The following is a 20,734-nucleotide window of genomic DNA, read 5'->3' on the forward strand; positions in this document are numbered from 1 at the left end:
TATGAGTCTATATCCGATACTACTTAATCTGAAAGAAAAAGAAGTTCTTGTAATAGGTCTAGGAAAAGTAGGTACAAGAAAGACTATGGGACTTTTAAATACAGGCTGCAAACTTACAGTAATGGGTAAAAATCAGGAAAAATTAAACATGGCATTGTCTGAAAGAAAATCAAGAAAAAGTAATTTAATTGAAAATATCTTACCTTTTATTGATTTTAGGAAAAATGATTTTGAAATAGGAAAAGACGAAGATATTCTAAGAGGAAAGACCCTTATTTTTGTATGTACAAGTGATAAGGATTTAAATGAATATATAGCTCTAAAGGCTAAGGATCTTGGAATACTTTGCCTAAGAGCAGACGAAGGAATGGATTCTGATTTTATAAATCCTTCTGTAATTGAAAAAGAGAAGCTTATAATATCCATATCTTCATCTGGAAATAGTCCAGCATATTCAAGACTTGTAAAGGAAATGCTTGAAGATATTGTAAGTGGCTTAGATACTGATAGTATTGAGCTCATGGGGAGAGCAAGAGAAAAAATAAAAAAAATGAATATAAAAGATAATGAAAAACGGGAGCTTCTAAAAAGGCTCCCTTTCATGAATAAAGAGGAGTTAAAATCATATGAAGATAATTGTGGGAACAAGGGGTAGTCATTTGGCATTTACCCAGACATCTTTAATTGTAAAAAAACTTGAAAGTCTAAATAAAGATGTGGAGTTTGAGATAAAAATAATTAAAACAAAGGGAGATAAGATACAGGATATTCCTCTTCATAAAATGAATGACAAGGGGATATTTGTAAAGGAAATAGAAGAAGAGCTTATAGCTGGAAAGATTGATATGGCAGTTCACTCCATGAAGGATATGCCAACCCTTATGGATCAAAGGCTAGATTTTCCTGTGATACCAAAAAGAGAAGACCCAAGGGATGTACTTATAATAAAAGAAGGATGTTCCTATGAAGAGCTAAAAGCATTAAAAAATATCACCATAGGGACAGGAAGTAAAAGAAGAGTACATCAGCTAAAAATGATTTTTCCAAATGCAGAATTTTATCCTATCAGAGGAAATATAGATACAAGAATAAGAAAACTCAAGGACGAAAATCTTGATGCTATAATGATAGCAGCCTCAGGAATAAAGCGAATAGGAAGAGAATCTGAAGTATCTGAATATATGGATGAAATAGAATTTATACCAGCTCCATGTCAAGGGATATTGGCCCTTCAGACAAGAAAGAACGACCAAAAGATAATAGATATACTTATGAAGGCAGAAGATAGTAGTGCAAGGATTCAGTATAGGGCAGAAAGGGCTTTTTTAGCGGCTGTAGACGGTGGATGCCATGTACCGGTTGGAGCATACTGTGAAATTCAAAATGAAAATATAACCATATACGGTATATATGGAGACAAAGATGGAAATAAGTTAATAAAAGATAAAATTACTGGACTTTCAAAAAATGCTGAATCTTTAGGGACTCAGCTTGGCGAAAAAATCAAAAAAACCTTGGAGGTATAGTATGAAATACGGAAAAGTTTACCTTGTTGGAGCAGGCCCTGGAGATGAATCATTAATCACCATAAAGGGTCTTAATGCTATTAAAGAAGCAGAGGTTATAGTATATGATAGATTGGCTAACCCTGAGCTTTTAAACCATTCAACCAAAAATCCAGAGCTAATATATGTGGGAAAAGCGTCTAAGGACCATACTATGACCCAAGAAAATATATCCCAGCTTCTAGTTGATAAAGCCAAAGAAGGGAAAATTGTAGTTAGATTAAAGGGGGGAGATCCCTATGTTTTTGGAAGAGGTGGAGAAGAGGGAGAACTTCTTTATGATAATAAAATAGAATTTGAGGTGATTCCAGGGATAACATCTGGAATAGGTGGACTTGCCTATGCAGGAATTCCTATAACCCATAGAGGCCACGCCTCATCACTACATCTTATTACAGGACACCTTAAGTCAGAAGAAGATGAACTCAATTATGAAGCTTTAGCTAAACTTGATGGAACCCTAGTGTTTTATATGGGAGTATCAAATGCAAAATTTATTGTAAAGGGGCTTCTAAAAGAAGGGAAAAATCCATCTACACCTGTAGCAATAGTATCACTTGCAACTCTTCCCGAGCAAAGTACCTTTATTACTGACCTTAAAACTATAGATGAAAATGGGTTACCGAGCCATATAAAACCACCTAGTCTAATAGCCATAGGAACAACTATAGCCCTGAGGGACAAATTGAATTTTTTTGAAAAAAAACCTCTCCACTCAAAGAAGATTGTAGTGACAAGAGCAAGAGCTCAGAGCAGTCTTTTAGTTAGCAGACTCAAGGATTTAGGAGCCAGAGTAATAGAATGTCCTTCCATAAAAATATCTCCAGTAAATGAAGAGCTATTGGCAAAAGAAATTAATGAGCTAAGGGAATATACTCATATAATATTCACAAGTCAAAATGCAGTTAATATTTTTATGGAAAACCTTATGAATGTCAAAGATATTAGAGCTATTTCTCATCTAAAGATAGGAGTAGTTGGTAGCTCTACTGCAAAGGAGCTTTTAAAATATTCTTTAAAGGCAGATATATTGCCTGAAAGATTTATAGCAGAATCACTTGCAGATGAGATGAAAAAACATATAGACAAATCTAGCAAAATACTTATACCATGTGCAGAGGGTGCAAGAAATGTACTAAAAGAAACCCTTGGAGAAATATGCGAGGTAAAGGAAGTCAAGATATATAAAAATGAAATAGAAGTTATTGGAGATGAGATTAAAGACTCTATAGATGATAAAGTGGATTTTATTACATTTACAAGCTCCTCTACTGTAAATCATTTTTATTCTATGCTTGATGATTCTCAAAAGGAGAATATAAAAAGAGCCAAGCTAGTATCTATAGGGCCTATTACAAGTAATACTTTAAGGGACAATGGTTTTACTGATTATATAGAAGCAGAAAAGCATGATATAGAAGGTGTAGTTAATGCTATACTAAATGAGGTGAAAAGCCATGAATAAAAGACCAAGAAGACTCAGAGGAGACCATAATATACGTGCACTTGTAAGAGAGACCCATATAAGCAAAAATGATCTTATATATCCATTATTTGTAGTAGAAGGAGAAGGTATAAAAAAAGAAATACCATCCCTAAAAGACTGCTATCATTACTCTGTAGATATGCTAGATGATGAGATAAAAGAGCTGAAAAGCCTTGGCATAATGGGGGTCATAATATTTGGCCTTCCTTATCATAAGGACGAAGTAGCAAGTGGTGCTTTTGATGAACAAGGAATAGTTCAAAAGGCAATAAGAAAAATAAAAGAAAATCACCCTGATTTTTATGTAATTACAGATGTTTGCATGTGCCAATACACATCCCATGGACACTGTGGTATCCTTTCAGAAAAGGGCGATGTATTAAATGATATAACACTAGACTACATTGCAAGGATAGCCCTTAGTCATGCAAAAGCAGGGGCTGATATGGTTGCGCCATCAGATATGATGGATGGAAGGATTAGAGCCATTAGAACTCTTTTAGATGAAAAAGATTTTAGTCATATACCTATAATGGCATATAGCGCAAAATATGCATCTGCATTTTATGGGCCTTTTAGAGAAGCAGCTTCGTCATCTCCAGGCAAGGGAGATAGAAAAAGTTACCAAATGGATATCCACAATTCAGATGAGGCTTTAAGAGAGATTGAACTTGATATAGAAGATGGGGCAGATATAATAATGGTAAAACCAGCTCTTTCATACCTTGATATAATAAGAAGAGCAAAGGATAAATTTAATATACCTATAGCAGCCTATAATGTGAGCGGAGAATATGCTATGATAAAGAGTGCTGTAGAAAACAATATTATGAATGAAGCTGTAATTTATGAATCTATAATATCCATAAAAAGAGCAGGAGCTGACATCATAATTACTTATTTTGCTAAAGATATAGCAAAGATGCTATAATAAATAATTAAATTTGGGAGGGAAATATGGAGCGCACAAATTCAAATAATCTATTTGAGATAGCAAAAAACTTTATTCCTGGAGGAGTTAATAGCCCTGTAAGAGCATTTGGGTCTGTAGATAAGGCGCCAATCTTTGTAGAAAAAGGGGAAGGAGCATATCTTTATGATGTAGATGGAAATAAATATATAGATTTTATATCATCTTGGGGACCTCTTATATTTGGACATTCAGATAGTGAAATGAGAAGTGCATTTATTGAGGCTCTTGACAAAGGAGTAACCTATGGACTCCCATCAGCTATTGAGGTTGAGATGGCAAAGGAAATATCAGATGCCTACCCTGCCTGCGAAATGGTAAGGATGGTAAACTCTGGAACAGAAGCTACAATGAGTGCCATAAGAACTGCAAGGGGCTATACAGGAAAAGATAAATTTATAAAATTTGAGGGATGCTATCATGGACATTCTGATTGTCTTTTAGTAAAATCAGGTTCAGGAACATTAACATATAATGCGCCAACCAGTTTAGGTGTTCCAAAGGATGTAATTAAGGATACTATAGTATGCGAATTTAACTCAATTGAATCAGTACAAAATGCCATAGATGAAAATAAGGGTGAAATAGCTGCTGTAATAATAGAGCCTGTACCTGGAAATATGGGAGTAGTGCCTCCTACTCAAAAATTTATGGAAGATCTTAGAGAATTAACTAAAAAAGAAGGTATTATTCTTATCTTTGATGAAGTAATAACTGGATTTAGGCTGGCATATGGTGGTGCTTCAGAGACTTTTAATATAAAACCAGATATGGTATGCTTTGGAAAGATAATAGGAGGAGGACTTCCAGTAGGGGCATATGGAGGCCGAAAAGACATAATGAGCATAGTATCTCCCCTTGGTGGAGTATATCAGGCTGGAACTCTTTCAGGAAATCCCCTTGCAATGTATCTAGGACTAAAAACCCTTAGAAGGCTTAGGGACAATAAAGATATATATACGGACCTTGAAAGAAAAGCCAAAAGACTAGAAGAAGGATTTAAAAAGAATATAAGTGATTTAGGTCTTGAAATCACTGTAAATAGATACAGATCTATGATATCCATGTTTTTTACTGGCGGACCGATTGACTCCTATAAAGATGTTCAAAGGGCAGACAATGAAATGTATGGCATATACTTTAGAGAGATGCTCAAAAGAAATATTTTACTTGCACCAGCACAGTTTGAAGCTATGTTTATGAATACTGTTCTTACAGATGAGCATCTAGATTATACAATAAAAAGCCATAAAGAAGCACTTGTTGAGATTAACTCTTAGCAGGCGATATTGGGAAGGAGTCATTTTTAAAATGAAAGAATATGTAATAATAACAGATTCGACCGCTGATCTTCAAAAGGATATTGCACAGAGTATGGGTATAAAAGTCATACCTATGGAATATACCATATATGGAGCATTAAAAACCTACTGCTCTACAGATTCAAGCTTCGATGACAAAGAATTTTATGATATGTTAAAAAAAGGAGCTAAATGCTCCACTTCACAAATAACAGTGAGCACTTACCTTGATTTTTTTAAAAAGTACCTAGATGAAGGATTAGATATACTTTACATCTGCTTTTCCTCAGCACTTAGTGGAACTTATAACTCATCAATTCTTGCAAAGAAAGAGCTAGAGGCAGAATATCCAGATAGAAAGATAATCACAATAGATTCAAAAGCTGCAGCTATGGGGCAGGGGTTACTTACCTATAAAGTTGCAAAGCTAAAAAAAGAAGAAAACTTTAGTATTGAGGATGGGGAAAACTGGGCTCAGTCCAACATGGATAGAATTTGTCACTGGTTTACAGTAGATGACCTTCATCACCTTGCTAGAGGAGGAAGAATGAGCTCTATGAAGGCTACTATAGGAAGTACTCTTAGTATAAAGCCAGTGCTTCATGTGAATAGCGAAGGAAAGCTAATACCAGTAAAAAATGTAAGGGGAAGAAAAAAATCAATTAAAAGCCTTTTTGAAATCATGCAAGAACGTATGGTACTTGAAGAAAATAATGAAATTTTTATATGTCATGCTCAAGCTTATGAAGAAGCTAAAATGCTGGGAGATATGATAAAAGCTGAGTATGGAATAGAAAAAATACATATAAGCCCCATAGGGCCTATAATAGGGACTCACTTAGGTCCAGGAGCCATAACATTATTTTTTGTTGGAAATGAAAAATAAATAGCTTTCAAAATTAAATAAACCTCTTTTGATGATTCATATCTAATTAATTTGGAATATAAGTTCATCTATAAAGAGGTTTATTTTTTTATTGTGAAATAAGTATATTTATGCATTTATCTGAGAATTAGCCTTGAAAATAAGGTATAATATTCTTAGTAAAAAGCTTGAGGAGGAGTTTATGAATATTTTTATAACCAACGATGACGGTATAGATGCATTAGGGATTAGAATGCTTGCAAAAGCTATGAGAAGGTTTGGACAGGTTTATGTTGTTGCCCCTGACAAGGAATATAGTGGTATGTCTAGGAGTATATCTATAAAAAAGCCTCTTATTGCAAAATTGCATGATATGGGAGACAGTATAAACGCCTATAGTCTTTCTGGCTCTCCTACTGACTGCGTAAAGATAGGAATAGAAGGGATTTTTAGTGAAGTAAAATTTGATTTACTAATTAGTGGAATAAATAGAGGACCGAATCTTGGAACTGATGTGTTTTATTCAGGAACGGTATCTGCTGCCCTTGAAGGTCTTTATCAAAATATAAACTCGATTGCTGTTTCATTTTGTTCATTTCATGATAATGAAGAAGACTATGAAAAAATCTGTGACAAATTTGAGGAATTTATTAAAGAGTACCTAACTAAAAGAAACCATATAGGTAATTTTATTCTCAATATAAATTTTCCCCATGATATTGAAAATGCCCATGAATTTGCAATTACATCTCTTGGAAGAAGAGACTATGAAAATGTCATAGCAAAAAAAGTAATTAAAGAAGGGGTATTCGAGTATATTATTGGTGGAGAGCCTATACTAGAAGAAGAGGCATCCCATAGCGATGTATGGATGATAAGGGAAAACAAAATAACAGTAACCCCTGTCTACAATAGTCTTTATTCTCATTTGCATTTTGAGTACCTAAAGAAAAACTGGTAAAGATTTAATTATAAATGCTTTAAAATAAATATAAAAGGAGATGTTTTATATGATGGATGTAGAGGTCATAGAAAAACATGAAATAAAAAATAGGATAAAAATAATAAAGGGAGATATATCTGAACTCAAAATTGATGCCATAGTAAATGCAGCCAATAATACTTTGCTTGGAGGCTCTGGAGTTGATGGTGCGATTCACAAAAAAGCCGGCGAAGAGCTTTTAAAGGAATGCCAAGAACTAAACGGATGCAAGACAGGAGAAGCAAAGATTACAAAGGGCTATAATCTTCCATCTGATTATATAATACATACGGTAGGACCTATATGGGAGGGAGGGAACCATAAAGAAGAGGAACTTCTAGAGGAGTGTTATATGAATTCTTTAAATCTTGCCCTCGAACATGGACTGAAAAAACTTGCTTTTCCATCTATTAGTACAGGAGCCTATGGATATCCCGTTGAGGAAGCTTCACATATAGCCCTTACTACAGTAATTAATATCCTTGAAATATATGGAGAGGACCTGATTGAAAAAGTTTTCTTTGTATGTTTCAATGATGAGGTTTATAATACATATAAAATAGCTCTAGAAAAAATTTATAAAGAATTTGAAGAAAGATTATCATAAAATATTTGACTAAAGAAAGGAAATACTATGCAAAGCTCTACTAAAAGCTATATAAAAATTGCGGTGGCAGGCGGACTATGGGGAACTATAGGAATATTAGTCCAGACACTAACTAGCTTTGGTCTAACCTCAGAGATGGTAGCATTCTCTAGGTTATTCCTTGGCTTTATTATTTTAACGGTTATATTTGCACTTAAAGACCCATCTGTCCTTAAAATCGATAAAAAGGGGATTTTTTCATCATTTGTCATAGGAGTTATCTCACAGGGGATTTTTAATATAGCTTATTTCCAAGCTATTCAAAGAGTAGGAAGCTTTACAGCTGTGGTACTTCTTTATCTTTCACCTGTATTTATGTTTATTCTTGGGACGTTTATGTATAAAGAGATTCCTGATAAGAAGAAAATAATATCTGTGGGAATCTGTTTTTTTGGATGTATTTTAGGGGTGACAGGTGGAGACTTTTCTGTCCTTCAAAGTGATTTTATGGGAATAACTATGGGAATAGTAGCATCTTTGGGATATTCTCTGATGCCAGCCCTTAGCAAAAAAACTGCATCAAAATATAACCCATTTACAATCATTATATACAGTTTTATGTTTGGGGCCTTAGTACTCCTTCCTTTTGCAAATCCTTTTGCGATTATTGGAGAACTTAAAAATCCGTCACTTATTCTATTGCTTATAGTATTTAGCGTAGTTGTAGCTGTACTTCCATACAGTCTTTATATACCATCTCTTCATAATGTGCAGGTTTCAAAGCTTGGAGTCATAGCATCTGTAGAGCTTATAGTGTCTATCCTTATTGCAGCTTTTATTTTAAAAGAACCTATAAAATCTGGAAACATAGCAGGTGCATCCCTTATATTTTTATCAATAATACTGATGAATAGTCCATCTTTATATATTAGGAAAGCAAGATATCAGAACTGATTTGGAGGTCTTTTTATGAAAATTTTTCACATGGGAGACTGGCATATAGGAAAACTGGTCAATGGATATTATATGACAGAAGATCAAGGGTTTTTGCTTGAACAAATATTTCAGTCTATAAAAGAAGAAAAACCAGATGTACTAATAATAGCTGGAGATATATATGACCGATCTGTACCACCTATACATGCAATTGAACTTATGAATAAGTCTCTAAGAAAAATAATAGTAGAGCTTAAGACGCCGATAATTGCAATAGCAGGAAATCATGATAGTAATGAAAGGATAGGGTTTGGAAGTGAAATCCTAAAAAGCAGTGGTCTTTATTTAAAAGGGACTCTAACCCCAGAAACCGAAAAAATCACTTTAAAAGATGAGAATGGGGAAGTTGATTTTTACCCTATCCCCTATGTAGATCCTGTGATAATTAGAGAGTTTTTTGAGGATAAAACCATAAAAAACCATGATGATGCAATGGGAAAAATTATGGAGTCCATAAAAAAAGATTTAGACCCAACTAAAAGAAATGTTGCAATAGCCCATGGATATATAACTGGATTTGGAAAAGAAGGGTTTGAGCATCTTACAGAAAGTGAATCGGAAAAGCCACTTTCAATTGGGGGAAGTGAATATGTAAGTATCGAGCATTTCAAAGAGTTTCACTATACTGCTCTGGGACACCTTCATGGCCCTCAAAAGGTAGGATCCAATAAAGCAAGATATAGTGGTTCATTAATGAAGTATTCCTTCTCGGAAGTCAATCAAAATAAGGGTATTACTATAGTGAAAATGGATAAAGACGGAGAGGTAACTATAGAATTCAAACCATTAAAACCTCTAAGAGATTTTAGAATAATAAAAGGAAATCTCGAAGATTTAATAACTAAGAACAATCAGGAAAGTCTAAACTATGAAGATTATATAAAGGCTGAGCTTGAAGACGTAGGAGAGCTAATAGACCCTATGGCAAAATTACGAGCAGTCTATCCAAACGTAATGGAGCTAGTCAGAGTAGAAAGAAGAGAAAGACTTAAAATATCTGAATCTAAAATAAGCTCTGAACAAATCAAGCAAAAGTCAAAGCTTGATTTATTTGAACAGTTTTATGAAGATATGGTTGGAGAAAAATGTAATCCTCAAGATATATTGATAATGACTGATATTATAGAAAAATGTGAGAGGGGAGGTGACTAAGGTTGAAGCTAAAAAAACTAATTATCTGTGGATTTGGACCATATGCTCAGAGACAAGAACTGGATTTTGAAACCCATTTAAAGGACAAGCGTATGTTTGTAATAACAGGAAATACAGGAGCCGGAAAGACAACTATCTTTGATGCCATCAATTTTGCTCTTTATGGAGAACCAAGTGGTAGTGATAGAGAGGGAAAATCTCTGAGAAGTGATTTTGCAAGCATAGATACTCCAACCGAAGTCGAGCTTTTTTTCTCTCTTAGAGATAATATTTATTATATAAAAAGAAGCCCTCAATATTTTAGGGCAAAGCAAAGAGGAGAAGGACTTACAGAAAGTAAATCAAGTGCAGAGCTAAAACTTCCAAACTCCAAAGTAATCACAGGTCCAAAAGAAGTTACAAGGGAGATAGAAGATATTTTGGGAATTACGTCAGAGCAGTTCAAACAACTTCTTATGATTCCCCAAGGAGAATTCAAAAAATTACTTGTATCTGATAGTGATAAAAAAGAAGATATATTTAGAAAAATATTTGGAACCAACATGTTTTCAGAAATTCAAAATGAAATTAAAGAAAGAGGAAATGCCTTAAAAAAAGCTATTGATGAAATTCAAAGACAAAGAGCATCTAGAATCAGAGCCTTTAAAGTAAAAGAGGATGAAGAGTTAAAATCTATGATAGATGCTCAGTATATAGACATCATCTCGGTGCTCAATAAGTTTGAAGAATTTATTACTAAGTCAGAGAATCAGCAAAACGCCTTGAAAAAGGAGTTTGAATCAGCAGAAGATCTTGTAGAAAAGCTATCAAAAGAAATAACTATATCAGAGGATATAAATAAAAGACTAGAGAGCCTAGAGGTTTACAAGGACAAGCTTAAAAGTCTAAATGATAGAAAGGAAGTATATTCCCAAAAATCACTAAAGCTAGAGCTTGGGAAAAAAGCTCTACAAATCCAGACTTTTGAAGAAAAATATACTGAAATAACAAAAAAATATGAAGCTGCAGTATTGGAACTTGAAGAAAGCGATAAAAGATTAAATCAGTATAAAGCAGATATGGATCAATCTGAAACAAGGCTTAAAGATCAGAAGCTCCTTCAAAAAGACAAAGACCAGTTAATAAAAGACATAGAGAAAAATGAAAAACTAAAAGAAAAGTTAATGGAAAGGGAAAATCAGGAAAAAATTATCAAAGATATCTCTCAAAATATTGAAAATATGAATGAAATATTTTTAAAAGCAGAAAAAGACAAGGTTAGCTTAGAACAAAGGTTTAAAAATATATCAAACTCTATAGAAGAAATTCAAGAAGTGAAAAATTTAAAATCAAATCTAGAGTTAAAAGAAAGCAAGCTAATCAATAGATTTAAGAGCTTAAATCGACTGGAAGAAAATATAAAGCTCTGGACCGAAAAAAAAGAAAGACATGTCAAAGGAAGTAAAATCTATGAAGAAACAGACATAAAATACAAGAGACTAAAAAATGAATATGATATTCTAGAAGATAGATTTTTAAGAAATCAAGCAGGTCTTATAGCCAAGATGCTTGAGGACGATAAACCATGTCCCGTATGCGGCTCAAATGAACATCCAAACCCTGCAAGACTTGAACATGAAGATATAGATGAAAAATCTATAAAATCAGCAAAGGAAGCTGCAGAAAAAGAATTTAACAATAAGCAGAAATATCTTGATATACTCACAGGGTTAAAAAGTGATATGAAAACTCTGGAAAAGGATATTATCTGGCCTATTGTAAAGGAAGAATTTCATGGAGAAACCTTTTTAGAAATTGATGAAATAAAAGCCCATTTAGTTATTTTTAAAAGGGACTTTGAAGAAACATTAAAAAATCTAAAAAGTGAAATTGATGAATTAAATAAAAAGATTCTTAAAGAAGCACTACTAAAAAAAGAGAAAAACGATATTGAAATACAGCTAAAAAATCTTGAATCTAACCTAAAAGATATATCAAGGAAATTAAGTGATAAATCAGGGGACCTCAGGGCAGAAAAAGAAAAGCTTGATGCTATAGAAAAAGAATTTGAGTATAATATAATTCCTCTTGAAAATCTTATACAAAATGAGCATTTACTTAAGTCAAAACTAAAAGCCATGGAAAAAGATTATGAAGAGGCAGAAAAAAACTATAATATGTGCAAAGATAAGCTTCAAAGAGAACATGGAATAAACCAATCATGTATTAAGAGTTTAAAATCCCTTTCTCTTGAAAAGACAGAATCAAAAGAAAAACTTGAAATGCAAATAAAATTAAATAAGTTTTCATCCTATGAAGATTATTTTAATTCAAAAATTGATATAAAAGAACTAGAAAATACCCAAAGAGAAATAAAGCTTTATGAGGAAGAGCTTGCAGCTACAAAAACTCTTTATGAAGAAGGTATGAAATCAACAGAAGGCCTTTCTAAAAAAGATATATCGTCCCTTGTTGAAAATCTAAATAAAGAGAAAAAACTAAAGAGTATCTTATCGGAAAAGCTACAAGAGAACTATCTAACCCTTAGTCATAACAAGGATATAGTTCTAGAATGCAAAGCACTTACAAGAGAAATACAAAAAGATGAGGATAGATTTAAAGATATCGGAAGATTATCAAAAATCATAAATGGAGACAATGACAAAAAAATTAGTTTTGAAAGATATGTTCTTGGGGCTTATTTTGAAGAGATAATTGAAGCTGCAAATATAAGGTTTTCAAAGATGACTTCAAATAGATATGAGCTTGTAAGGAAAGAGGATGTAGGAGATAAAAGAAAAGGACAGGGTCTTGACCTTGAAGTATTTGATAATTATACTGGCAAAAAAAGAGATGTAAAAACCCTTTCAGGGGGAGAAGGATTTAAGGCTTCACTTTCTATGGCTTTAGGACTTGCAGATGTGGTTCAATCTCATGCAGGAGGGATACAGCTTGATACTATATTTATAGATGAAGGCTTTGGAACTTTGGATCCAGAATCCCTTGAAGGTGCTATAGATTGCCTAGCAAATCTTCAAAAAGATGGAAGACTTGTAGGAATCATCTCCCATGTTCAGGATCTCAAAGATAGAATAGATGCAAGGCTTGAAGTTCGAGCTACAAATAGAGGAAGTGAAGCTATTTTTGTTGTGTAATTTACTTTATTTTTAAAAAGGAAACCAATTCAATGGAAAAAAAATATCCACAATATTTTATAGATATAATAAAAAATCAAATAGAAAAGCTTTCAAAAGAAAAACCTATAATAATAGCAATAGATGGAAGGTGTGCAAGCGGAAAAAGCACCTTTGCAAAAGAGCTTTGCAGTGTAGTAGATGGAAATCTTTTCCACACAGATGATTTTTATCTTCCAAATAGCATAAGAACAAAAGAAAGATTGAGTATTCTAGGCGGAAACATTCATCATGAGAGATTCTTAGAGGAGATTATTTTTCCTATTAAAAATGAGGAATCTGTTATCTATAGACCATTTTCATGCTTTACACAAGATTTTTCAGATGAAAAAATCATGCTTCCAAAACAAATAAATATAGTGGAGGGGGCATATAGCATGACTAAAGAGCTTTATGAAAACTATAATTTTACTGTATTTATGACAGTTTCAAAAGATAATCAAATGAAGAGACTGATTCAAAGAAATAATGAAGATGGAGCCAAAAGATTTGAGGATATTTGGATTCCTTTAGAAGAAAAGTATATATCATTTTATAATCTTAGCTCAAAATGTGATTTGATTATTGATACTACAAATTTTTTTTGAGGGCTTAATAAAATATTTCAAGAAGAAATAATCCTTATAAAATTAAAATTTACTTTCTTTTATTTACAACAAAAAACACAAAGATGGATGGAGAAATTGCATCTGTCTTTGTGTTTTTTAGGTATTTAAATATAAATCAATTTATACCAAGAGATTTTAATGTGTCTTCAGAGAGGCTTGTTGGAAATATTTCTGTTTTAAAATTTTTAGAATTATATTTTAATAGATATACATTGCCATTGGGATAAATATCAATATATTCAGCTCTATTTTCCCTGCCTGTATTCGTTCTTATATTTTCGTCATAAAGTAAAAGTATAGAGTAGTAGCTATCATAAGTTCTTTGCATTTTTTGATAGTTTATAAGCTCTCCATATCTAAGCTTTTTTATACCAGATTCAGTGACATCAGACCATAGATTTTCTATTAAATAAGAGTCGTCAGATTCTATAAGTGATTGGGAGTCTTTATAATTCCATATACTTCCACGGTTTATTTCATCTTTTTTTATTAAGCTTACATAAATCGAAGTGGGCGCTACAATATCTCCTTCATTAAGAATGAGGACTGGCTCGTAATATTGCTGGTATAAAAGACCTGCAGTTACTACTATATAGAGAAGATTTTTTGTTCTCTGCCACAAGCTTTTTTCCTCATTTTCAAATTCATCTTCATGTTTTAGGTTATCACTTTTATCTTCTATATTTAAAATTTTTCTTAGCAGTGTTTCAACAGTTTCCATTGATATCAAAAATAAAAAAGAAAGTGGAAATATCCAGTAGCTAAAATAAATATCATAATCTAAAGATATAAATATCATATAAAAAGCGGCAATTCCTGAAATAGTAAGAAGACCTCTGATACCTATTAAAAAACTATCAAAAAAATCTATGTACTCTCCGTTGCTTTTTTCAAAAATAGCCACTACAGGGCTTAACAAAAATACAGAAACATATGAAATTATAAAAAATCCAAGCATAATCAAGTTAAATCTTTCTCCAAGAAGCATGACGAATGTTAGAAATCCAAAGCCCCATCCTATAAACTCAATATATTTTGATATGCTGTATTTTGAATCTTGCAAAGTTTTAAAGTCTTCAGTGTTCCTTTTTGAGTCTTCCATTTTAGTACCCCCAGGTTATCTCTATTTTTATATTTTCCCAATTATATTTAGTATAATATTAAATACTGAATAAAGATTTACAAAAAATAAAAAAATGAAACCAGAGTCGAGGTCCCAAAGAGAGTAAGACTTTGAAACTGGTTTCATGGGAGGACATAAAAAAACACCCCTGTCTACAAAAGAAATGGAGTGTAATATACAAAAATATCAATTTTTATAATCACCCTCTATCGCTCGTAGAGTATTGGTTATCAAATAGGCAGTTATTCTGGCTCAAGCTTCATCATCTATACTCGCCTTCCCAGGAATTAAACCCAGTGGCTTTAGAGTAAGACTCGTCTTTTACAGCGGCGGGACCGCGTGGGAATTACACCCAACTTCTCTTTTAATCAAATTTTCTAATTGAAAATTCGAACCTAGTTTGCTTTTTATTAAGTTTTACTATTTGATTATAAGCTCTAAAGGGAATAATTGTCAATGGCTTTTGAATAATGTTATACTAAAATTCTAAGAACAAAACTCAAATTCTTATGAATCAAAGGAGAAATTATGAATAAAGATATATTAGATAGTTTTCATATTAAGCTACAGCTAATAATTCCATATATATCTATTTTTTCATCGATACTTATTATTCTTGATTTACTAAATAGAATTAATATTACTGGAAATCCATATTTACTTTTTATTGATTCTACAGTTTTAATTATTTTTGCCATAGATTACGTTCTAGGACTACTGAAAAGTAAGAATAAGAAGGAGTATTTTTCAAAAAACTTTTTAGAGTTATTATCCATTCTTCCTGTTTATCAATTTAGAGCCCTTAGAGTGCTTAGGCTTCTTAGATTTATTAGACTGATATCAGTTATGAGTAAGGGTAAAAATGTAATAAATAAATTCTTTGATGAGCATAAGGTTGTGTATGTATTTTTATTTATGATTACAGTTATTTTAATAGGCTCTGTAGGAATTTATTTTGCAGAAAGAGGGTATTCTATAAACAGATTTGAAGATGCACTTTGGTGGAGTGTTGTTACTATAACTACCGTCGGATATGGAGATATTTCTCCTCAGACAAGTCTTGGGAAGTTTATAGCTGTGATACTCATGATTAGTGGAGTCGCAGTATTAGGTGCATTTACAGGAACTACAGCGACATATATAGTAGGGATGAGAAAAAAATACAAAGAAAATACATTTGAAGAAAAAGACAATATATTAAATGGGCTCAGTATAGCAGAAGTTGAAGAAGTGAAAAAATATATAGAATTTATCAAATTTAAAAGAGATGATATTAAAAATAAAGGCAGAATATGATAGATGAATTAAAAGAAGATGAATCCTATTAAATAAGGAAAACATCTTCTTTTTAAATACATTTGAATTTAATTATTTAAATTAGTCTCTCGTCCAGTGCTGAGGAGTAAATAGTATAAATATAGTAAATAGCTCTAGTCTTCCAAATAGCATAAGAAGTGACATCAGCCATTTACTAGGATTAGAGAAAAAGGAATATGTATTAGCTGGACCAACTAGTTCAAACCCAGGACCTATATTTCCTATTGATGCTGCAGAGGCACTTGCAGCTGAGGTGAAATCAATGCCCTCCAAAGATAGGAGTATAGTTCCAGCGGCAAACAAGAGAACATATAGAAAAAAGAATCCAGTAACACTTGCTATCACGTCACTAGGCAGCATCCTTCCATTTAGTTGTATAGGAATGAGAGCTCTTGGATGAAGAAGCTTTGTAATCTCTCTTTTTACAAGTAAAAATAAAATTACAATACGTATTACCTTTATAGATCCTCCAGTAGAACCAGCACTTCCTCCTACAAACATTAGGAAAAATAGTATTGCTTTGCTAAAAGAAGGCCAAAGATCAAAGTTAACAGTAGAATATCCAGTTGTTGTAATTATAGAGCCAACTTGAAAGAAAGAATGTTTTAGGCTCTCAAGTGGAGAATCATACATTGATGAAATATTTATAGCTATGAGTATAGTAGAAACAAAAATAATTCCTAGATATACTCTAAGTTCAATATTTCTGAAAAAATGCTTGAATCTTCCTTTATATAGATCATAGTAAAGAGAAAAGTTGATTCCTGAAAGAACCATAAATATGCCAATAACCATAACTATATATGAGCTACTAAAAGCACCTATACTTGCATTTTTAGTGGAAAAGCCTCCTGTTCCGACAGTTCCAAAAGTATGAATCAAGGACTCATAAAAGCTCATGCCTCCAAGCATTAACAATACTGTCTGTATTACAGTCATTCCAAGGTAGGCTGTATAGAGTATTTTTGCTGTATCCTTGAGTTTAGGCGCTATTTTATCTGAAACAGGGCCAGTGGTCTCAGCTTTGAATATTTGAAAAGCTCCAACTCCAATTGTAGGCATTATAGCAAGTGCAAGAACTAGAATTCCCATTCCGCCTAGCCAGTGAAGAAAAGATCTCCAAAATATTATCCCTTTAGGTAGTATCTCTATATCATCTATAACAGTAGAGCCTGTAGTAGTAAGTCCAGATACAGTTTCAAAGAAAGCATCAGTGAAACTTGGGAGTGCTCCAGAAACCATAAAGGGAAGTGCACCAAAGGCTGTTACAAAAATCCAGCCTATAGTAACTATAGTTATAGCTTCCTTTGTTTTAACTCTCTTGCTTTTGATAGGAATTTTAGCAAGCCAGAAACCCAGTGAAAGTAAAATTAAAATAGTAAAGATAAATGCATTTCTATCTGGCCCATTGTAATATAGAGAAATTCCTAATGGTGCAACCAAAGCAACTGCTTCAAACATCAAGAGATTACCTATGAGTTTTATTACCACGCCATAATTCATTTAAGATTCCTCGCTTAGTCTTATAAAATAATGGTTCTATTTTGCTTGTTTCTTCTTTCAGACAAAAAATTACAACTCTATTTCCAGGGTGGATTATAGTGTTTCCATCTGGTATATATACCTTCCCACCTCTAACAACTGCTCCTATTATAATCCCAGTTGGAATATTAAGCTTGTGAAGAGGCTTATCTACTATTTTTGAGTCTTCTTGGGCAATTATTTCCATTACCTCGGCATGTCCACCCAGAATCATAGAAATAGAGAGAAGTCTACCACCATGAACATATCTCATAATTCCAGCAGCAGATATAAGAACAGGATTTATTGCCATTTCAAGTCCCAACTCTTCTATTATGTTGACGTAATTAGGTTTGCTTACTTTTGTTATTATCTTAGGAACGCCGTGCTTTTTGGCAACCATAGATAGCAATATATTTTCTTCATCGAAGCCCGTGAATAAAACAAGTCCATCCATTTCACCAAAGTCTTCATCTATAAGTAAATTTATATCGGTAGCATCTCCATGAATTATAAGAGCTTCTGGAAGAGTTTGGGCTAAATTTTTACATCTTTCTTTATCTCTCTCTACAATCTTTACAACGACACCTGATTTTATAAGCATTTTGGAGAGATAAAAAGCAGCTTTTCCTCCCCCAAGTATCATTACTCTTCGAGTCTTTCTATGAGGAGTTAATTGAAGCTCTTTTTTACTATGTTTTTCAAGCTCCTCTTTTACGCCAATGAGATATATTATATCCCCTTCATTTAAAACCGTAAATCCATTTGGGATTGTCATTTTTCCATCTCTTAATACAGCTACGATTAGAGATCTTTTAGGAAGAGTCAAGTCTTTCAAAGGATGATTTATCCATTCGGATGAAGAGGTTAGTTTATACTCAAACATTCCAACTCTTCCTTTGGCAAAATCTTCCATATTTACTGCTTCTGATTTTAGTATATTTTTTCCAATTTCTTTTGCAACCTCAAGTTCAGGATTTGAAACATAATCGATACAAAGATGTTCTTTTAAAAATTTAATCTGGGAAGTATGTTCTGGATTTCGTATGCGGGCTATAACTTTTTTACAACCTAACTTCTTCGCTAAATTAGCAATAAGCATATTTGTTTCATCTTTGCTTGTTACGGCAATTAGCATATCAGCAGAATTAACATTCAGCTCTTCTAGAACTTTAAGATTCATACCATTAGCATTCACTGTAAGCAAATCTATACTAGAATTTGCTTTTAAAAGAGCCTCTTCATTTATATCCACAAGAGCTACATGATTCTCTTTTAAAGAAAACATTTCTGAAAGTTGATAACCAAGTTTTCCGGCACCAACAATTATGATATACATTGAAAATCCTCCTTAAATATATATAGCCCTAAAATAGGGCACAGATTTATTTTTATAATATTAAAAGCACATCTATCAGTATTCTAACATTTTTCCCCAATTAATGCTAAGTATAATAAATACTTTATGATAAAATATGAATAATATTTAAAACCCATTAAAATAATTTGAATTACTTTAATTTAGGAGGCATATTATGAATAAAACTATAGAAGAGCTACATAAAAGAAAATCCGTCAGAGCATTTGAAGAAAAGGAAATTTCAAAGGATATCAAAGAACTTATACTACAGTCAGCTTTTCAGGCACCTACAGCTGGTAATCAAATGCTTTACAGCATAATAGATGTAACTGACCAGAAATTAAAAGATAGGTTATCAATAACCTGTGATAACCAGCCTTTTATAGCTAAAGCTCCTATGGTACTTATATTTATAGCAGATTGCAGGAAATGGTTTGATGCATATACATTTGCAGGGCTACAGCCAAGAAATCCTGGAGCAGGGGATATTTTGCTTGCAATGCAAGATGCAGTTATTGCAGCTCAAAATACTGTAGTGGCAGCTCAATCATTAGGGATAGGATCTTGCTATATAGGAGATATACTTGAAAACGCAGAGGAACATATAAGTCTTCTTGAACTGGATGATTATGTGATTCCTATATCTATGGTTGTTTATGGATATCCAACAAAACAACAAATTGATAGGGAAAAGCCAAAAAGGTTTGAAAAGGAATATATGGTTCATGAGAACTCATATAGAAGATTGACAGAAGAAGAGACTAGAAAAATGTTTGAAAAGCAATCCACAAAAGAGGACTTTAACTATGATGATTTTATGGAAAAATTTTGCAATAGGAAATATATGTCAGAATTTTCCAAAGAAATGACAAGGTCTGCTGAAATATATCTTAAAAAATTTATGCTTTAAAGGAATACTTCCATATAATTTGTAATATTTATCACAGAATATAGATTCACCCTCTGTTAATATTTAATTGTAATTAAAATCAGTTAAACGGAGGTAATCAATGAAAATAGCAATTTTAGTAAATGAAGATACAATGAAAAGATGCACAGGGAAGGGATGCTTTAATGCATTTTTCAAAAGAATAGATGCTTTTTCTCAGTATGGGCCTGAAGCAGAAATCCTAGGATTCACTCATGTAGGTGGAGATATTCAGCACAAAATAGAAAAACTTAAAAAAAGCGGAGTAGATACAGTTCATCTTTCTACATGCCTAAGGGGAAAATATGAAGGTTATGAAGAGCTTGCCCATGAATTAGCCATTCATTTTGATGTAATGGGTTACACACACGGCTCTGCAAAAGGAAAAACAAAAGATGCTATAAATTTAAAGAAAAAATAAATATCCATATTTTATTTATAAAAAATAAATACTTACCTTCTAAAAATATAAGTTGATTATTTTTTATCTTGGTAGTATATTTAAAATATTACAAAAAGTTTACAAAATAATATGTAATGTTTAATACATACTAGTAGGGGGTAAAATTATGGCCTTTTTTTCTCAAAGAGAAAGACAAAAGGATAAAGAAAGTATTGCTATAAAAAAACAAGTTGAAAGCCAAGATTTTAAGTCCGTGCTTGCTACAATAGCTGAAGGTAGAGCAGAACTTGTATCGGAAGATGAAATATCAGACCTTGAAATCAGAGATTTATTGAACAAAATAATTAAAAAAATTTATCAAGAAAAGAAGAACTTCTTCACATTAATAATATACTAGA

At 32.5% G+C, this 20,734-nt stretch carries 19 protein-coding genes and 1 riboswitch; of the genes, 16 read left to right on the forward strand and 3 right to left on the reverse strand.

What is annotated here, in order from left to right:
- Position 1 precedes the first annotated feature (1 nt).
- The 12 genes from J2Z35_RS07415 to J2Z35_RS07470 all read left to right on the forward strand — a co-directional run bounded on the left by J2Z35_RS07415 (position 2) and on the right by J2Z35_RS07470 (position 13,663).
- Complete coding sequence (locus J2Z35_RS07415; RefSeq protein ID WP_209660758.1) at positions 2 to 655, forward strand: precorrin-2 dehydrogenase/sirohydrochlorin ferrochelatase family protein; 654 nt, start codon at positions 2 to 4, stop codon at positions 653 to 655.
- Positions 627 to 1,526, forward strand: coding sequence for a hydroxymethylbilane synthase (hemC, locus tag J2Z35_RS07420; RefSeq protein WP_209660759.1), 900 nt, complete (start codon positions 627 to 629; stop codon positions 1,524 to 1,526). The genes J2Z35_RS07415 and hemC overlap by 29 nt, the downstream gene beginning before the upstream one ends.
- Before the next feature lies 1 nt (position 1,527).
- Positions 1,528 to 3,030 (forward strand): uroporphyrinogen-III C-methyltransferase, encoded by a 1,503-nt coding sequence (gene cobA, locus J2Z35_RS07425; protein WP_209660760.1) that lies wholly within the window; start codon positions 1,528 to 1,530, stop codon positions 3,028 to 3,030.
- Complete coding sequence (gene hemB / locus J2Z35_RS07430) at positions 3,023 to 3,982, forward strand: porphobilinogen synthase (protein WP_209660761.1); 960 nt, start codon at positions 3,023 to 3,025, stop codon at positions 3,980 to 3,982. The genes cobA and hemB overlap by 8 nt, the downstream gene beginning before the upstream one ends.
- Positions 3,983 to 4,008: 26 nt before the next feature.
- Positions 4,009 to 5,301 carry a glutamate-1-semialdehyde 2,1-aminomutase gene (hemL, locus tag J2Z35_RS07435; protein ID WP_209660762.1) on the forward strand — a complete coding sequence of 431 codons (1,293 nt, stop codon included), beginning with the start codon at positions 4,009 to 4,011 and terminating at the stop codon, positions 5,299 to 5,301.
- 31 nt (positions 5,302 to 5,332) lie between these two features.
- The gene (locus J2Z35_RS07440) at positions 5,333 to 6,208 is read left to right on the forward strand and encodes a DegV family protein (RefSeq protein WP_209660763.1); all 876 of its coding nucleotides are present in this window, start codon (positions 5,333 to 5,335) and stop codon (positions 6,206 to 6,208) included.
- A gap of 181 nt (positions 6,209 to 6,389) precedes the next feature.
- Positions 6,390 to 7,148, forward strand: a complete 759-nt coding sequence (surE, locus tag J2Z35_RS07445; protein WP_209660764.1) for a 5'/3'-nucleotidase SurE — start codon at positions 6,390 to 6,392, stop codon at positions 7,146 to 7,148.
- A 49-nt stretch (positions 7,149 to 7,197) separates the two neighbouring features.
- Positions 7,198 to 7,776: an O-acetyl-ADP-ribose deacetylase gene (locus J2Z35_RS07450; RefSeq protein WP_245330798.1), complete on the forward strand. Its 579-nt coding sequence runs from the start codon at positions 7,198 to 7,200 to the stop codon at positions 7,774 to 7,776.
- 27 nt (positions 7,777 to 7,803) lie between these two features.
- A complete protein-coding gene (locus tag J2Z35_RS07455; RefSeq protein WP_209660765.1) occupies positions 7,804 to 8,709 on the forward strand; it encodes a DMT family transporter in 906 nt (301 codons plus the stop codon).
- 15 nt (positions 8,710 to 8,724) lie between these two features.
- On the forward strand, positions 8,725 to 9,903 hold the full coding sequence (locus J2Z35_RS07460; protein WP_209660766.1) for an exonuclease SbcCD subunit D: 1,179 nt from the start codon (positions 8,725 to 8,727) through the stop codon (positions 9,901 to 9,903).
- A 2-nt stretch (positions 9,904 to 9,905) separates the two neighbouring features.
- Entirely contained in the window at positions 9,906 to 13,037 is a 3,132-nt protein-coding gene (locus J2Z35_RS07465; protein ID WP_209660767.1) for an AAA family ATPase, read from the forward strand.
- Between the two features lie 32 nt (positions 13,038 to 13,069).
- Positions 13,070 to 13,663, forward strand: coding sequence for a uridine kinase family protein (locus tag J2Z35_RS07470; protein ID WP_209660768.1), 594 nt, complete (start codon positions 13,070 to 13,072; stop codon positions 13,661 to 13,663).
- Positions 13,664 to 13,799: 136 nt separating this feature from the next.
- Here the strand turns inward: J2Z35_RS07470 and J2Z35_RS07475 are convergent, their stop codons facing one another.
- The gene (locus J2Z35_RS07475) at positions 13,800 to 14,786 is read right to left on the reverse strand and encodes a hypothetical protein (protein WP_209660769.1); all 987 of its coding nucleotides are present in this window, start codon (positions 14,784 to 14,786) and stop codon (positions 13,800 to 13,802) included.
- A gap of 241 nt (positions 14,787 to 15,027) precedes the next feature.
- Positions 15,028 to 15,221, reverse strand: a riboswitch (cobalamin riboswitch).
- A 114-nt stretch (positions 15,222 to 15,335) separates the two neighbouring features.
- Between J2Z35_RS07475 and J2Z35_RS07480 the strand changes: the two genes are divergently transcribed.
- Entirely contained in the window at positions 15,336 to 16,103 is a 768-nt protein-coding gene (locus J2Z35_RS07480) for a potassium channel family protein (protein WP_209660770.1), read from the forward strand.
- A gap of 81 nt (positions 16,104 to 16,184) precedes the next feature.
- On the opposite strand, the gene J2Z35_RS07485 is transcribed toward J2Z35_RS07480, so the two are convergent.
- Together J2Z35_RS07485 and trkA are read right to left on the reverse strand one after the other, a co-directional pair.
- Positions 16,185 to 17,627, reverse strand: coding sequence for a TrkH family potassium uptake protein (locus J2Z35_RS07485; RefSeq protein WP_209660771.1), 1,443 nt, complete (start codon positions 17,625 to 17,627; stop codon positions 16,185 to 16,187).
- On the reverse strand, positions 17,593 to 18,984 hold the full coding sequence (gene trkA / locus J2Z35_RS07490) for a Trk system potassium transporter TrkA (protein ID WP_209660772.1): 1,392 nt from the start codon (positions 18,982 to 18,984) through the stop codon (positions 17,593 to 17,595). Before trkA ends, J2Z35_RS07485 begins: the two co-directional genes overlap by 35 nt.
- Positions 18,985 to 19,180: 196 nt before the next feature.
- Here trkA and J2Z35_RS07495 point away from each other — a divergent pair, with 196 nt between their 5' ends.
- The 3 genes from J2Z35_RS07495 (at position 19,181) to J2Z35_RS07505 (ending at position 20,733) form a co-directional block, all read left to right on the forward strand.
- Positions 19,181 to 19,915: a nitroreductase family protein gene (locus tag J2Z35_RS07495; protein ID WP_209660773.1), complete on the forward strand. Its 735-nt coding sequence runs from the start codon at positions 19,181 to 19,183 to the stop codon at positions 19,913 to 19,915.
- 100 nt (positions 19,916 to 20,015) lie between these two features.
- Complete coding sequence (locus tag J2Z35_RS07500) at positions 20,016 to 20,354, forward strand: CGGC domain-containing protein (RefSeq protein WP_209660774.1); 339 nt, start codon at positions 20,016 to 20,018, stop codon at positions 20,352 to 20,354.
- A 148-nt stretch (positions 20,355 to 20,502) separates the two neighbouring features.
- The gene (locus J2Z35_RS07505) at positions 20,503 to 20,733 is read left to right on the forward strand and encodes a hypothetical protein (RefSeq protein ID WP_209660775.1); all 231 of its coding nucleotides are present in this window, start codon (positions 20,503 to 20,505) and stop codon (positions 20,731 to 20,733) included.
- Position 20,734 lies beyond the last annotated feature (1 nt).

The organism is Acetoanaerobium pronyense (assembly GCF_017874355.1).
In the GTDB taxonomy this organism is placed as follows: domain Bacteria; phylum Bacillota; class Clostridia; order Peptostreptococcales; family Filifactoraceae; genus Acetoanaerobium; species Acetoanaerobium pronyense.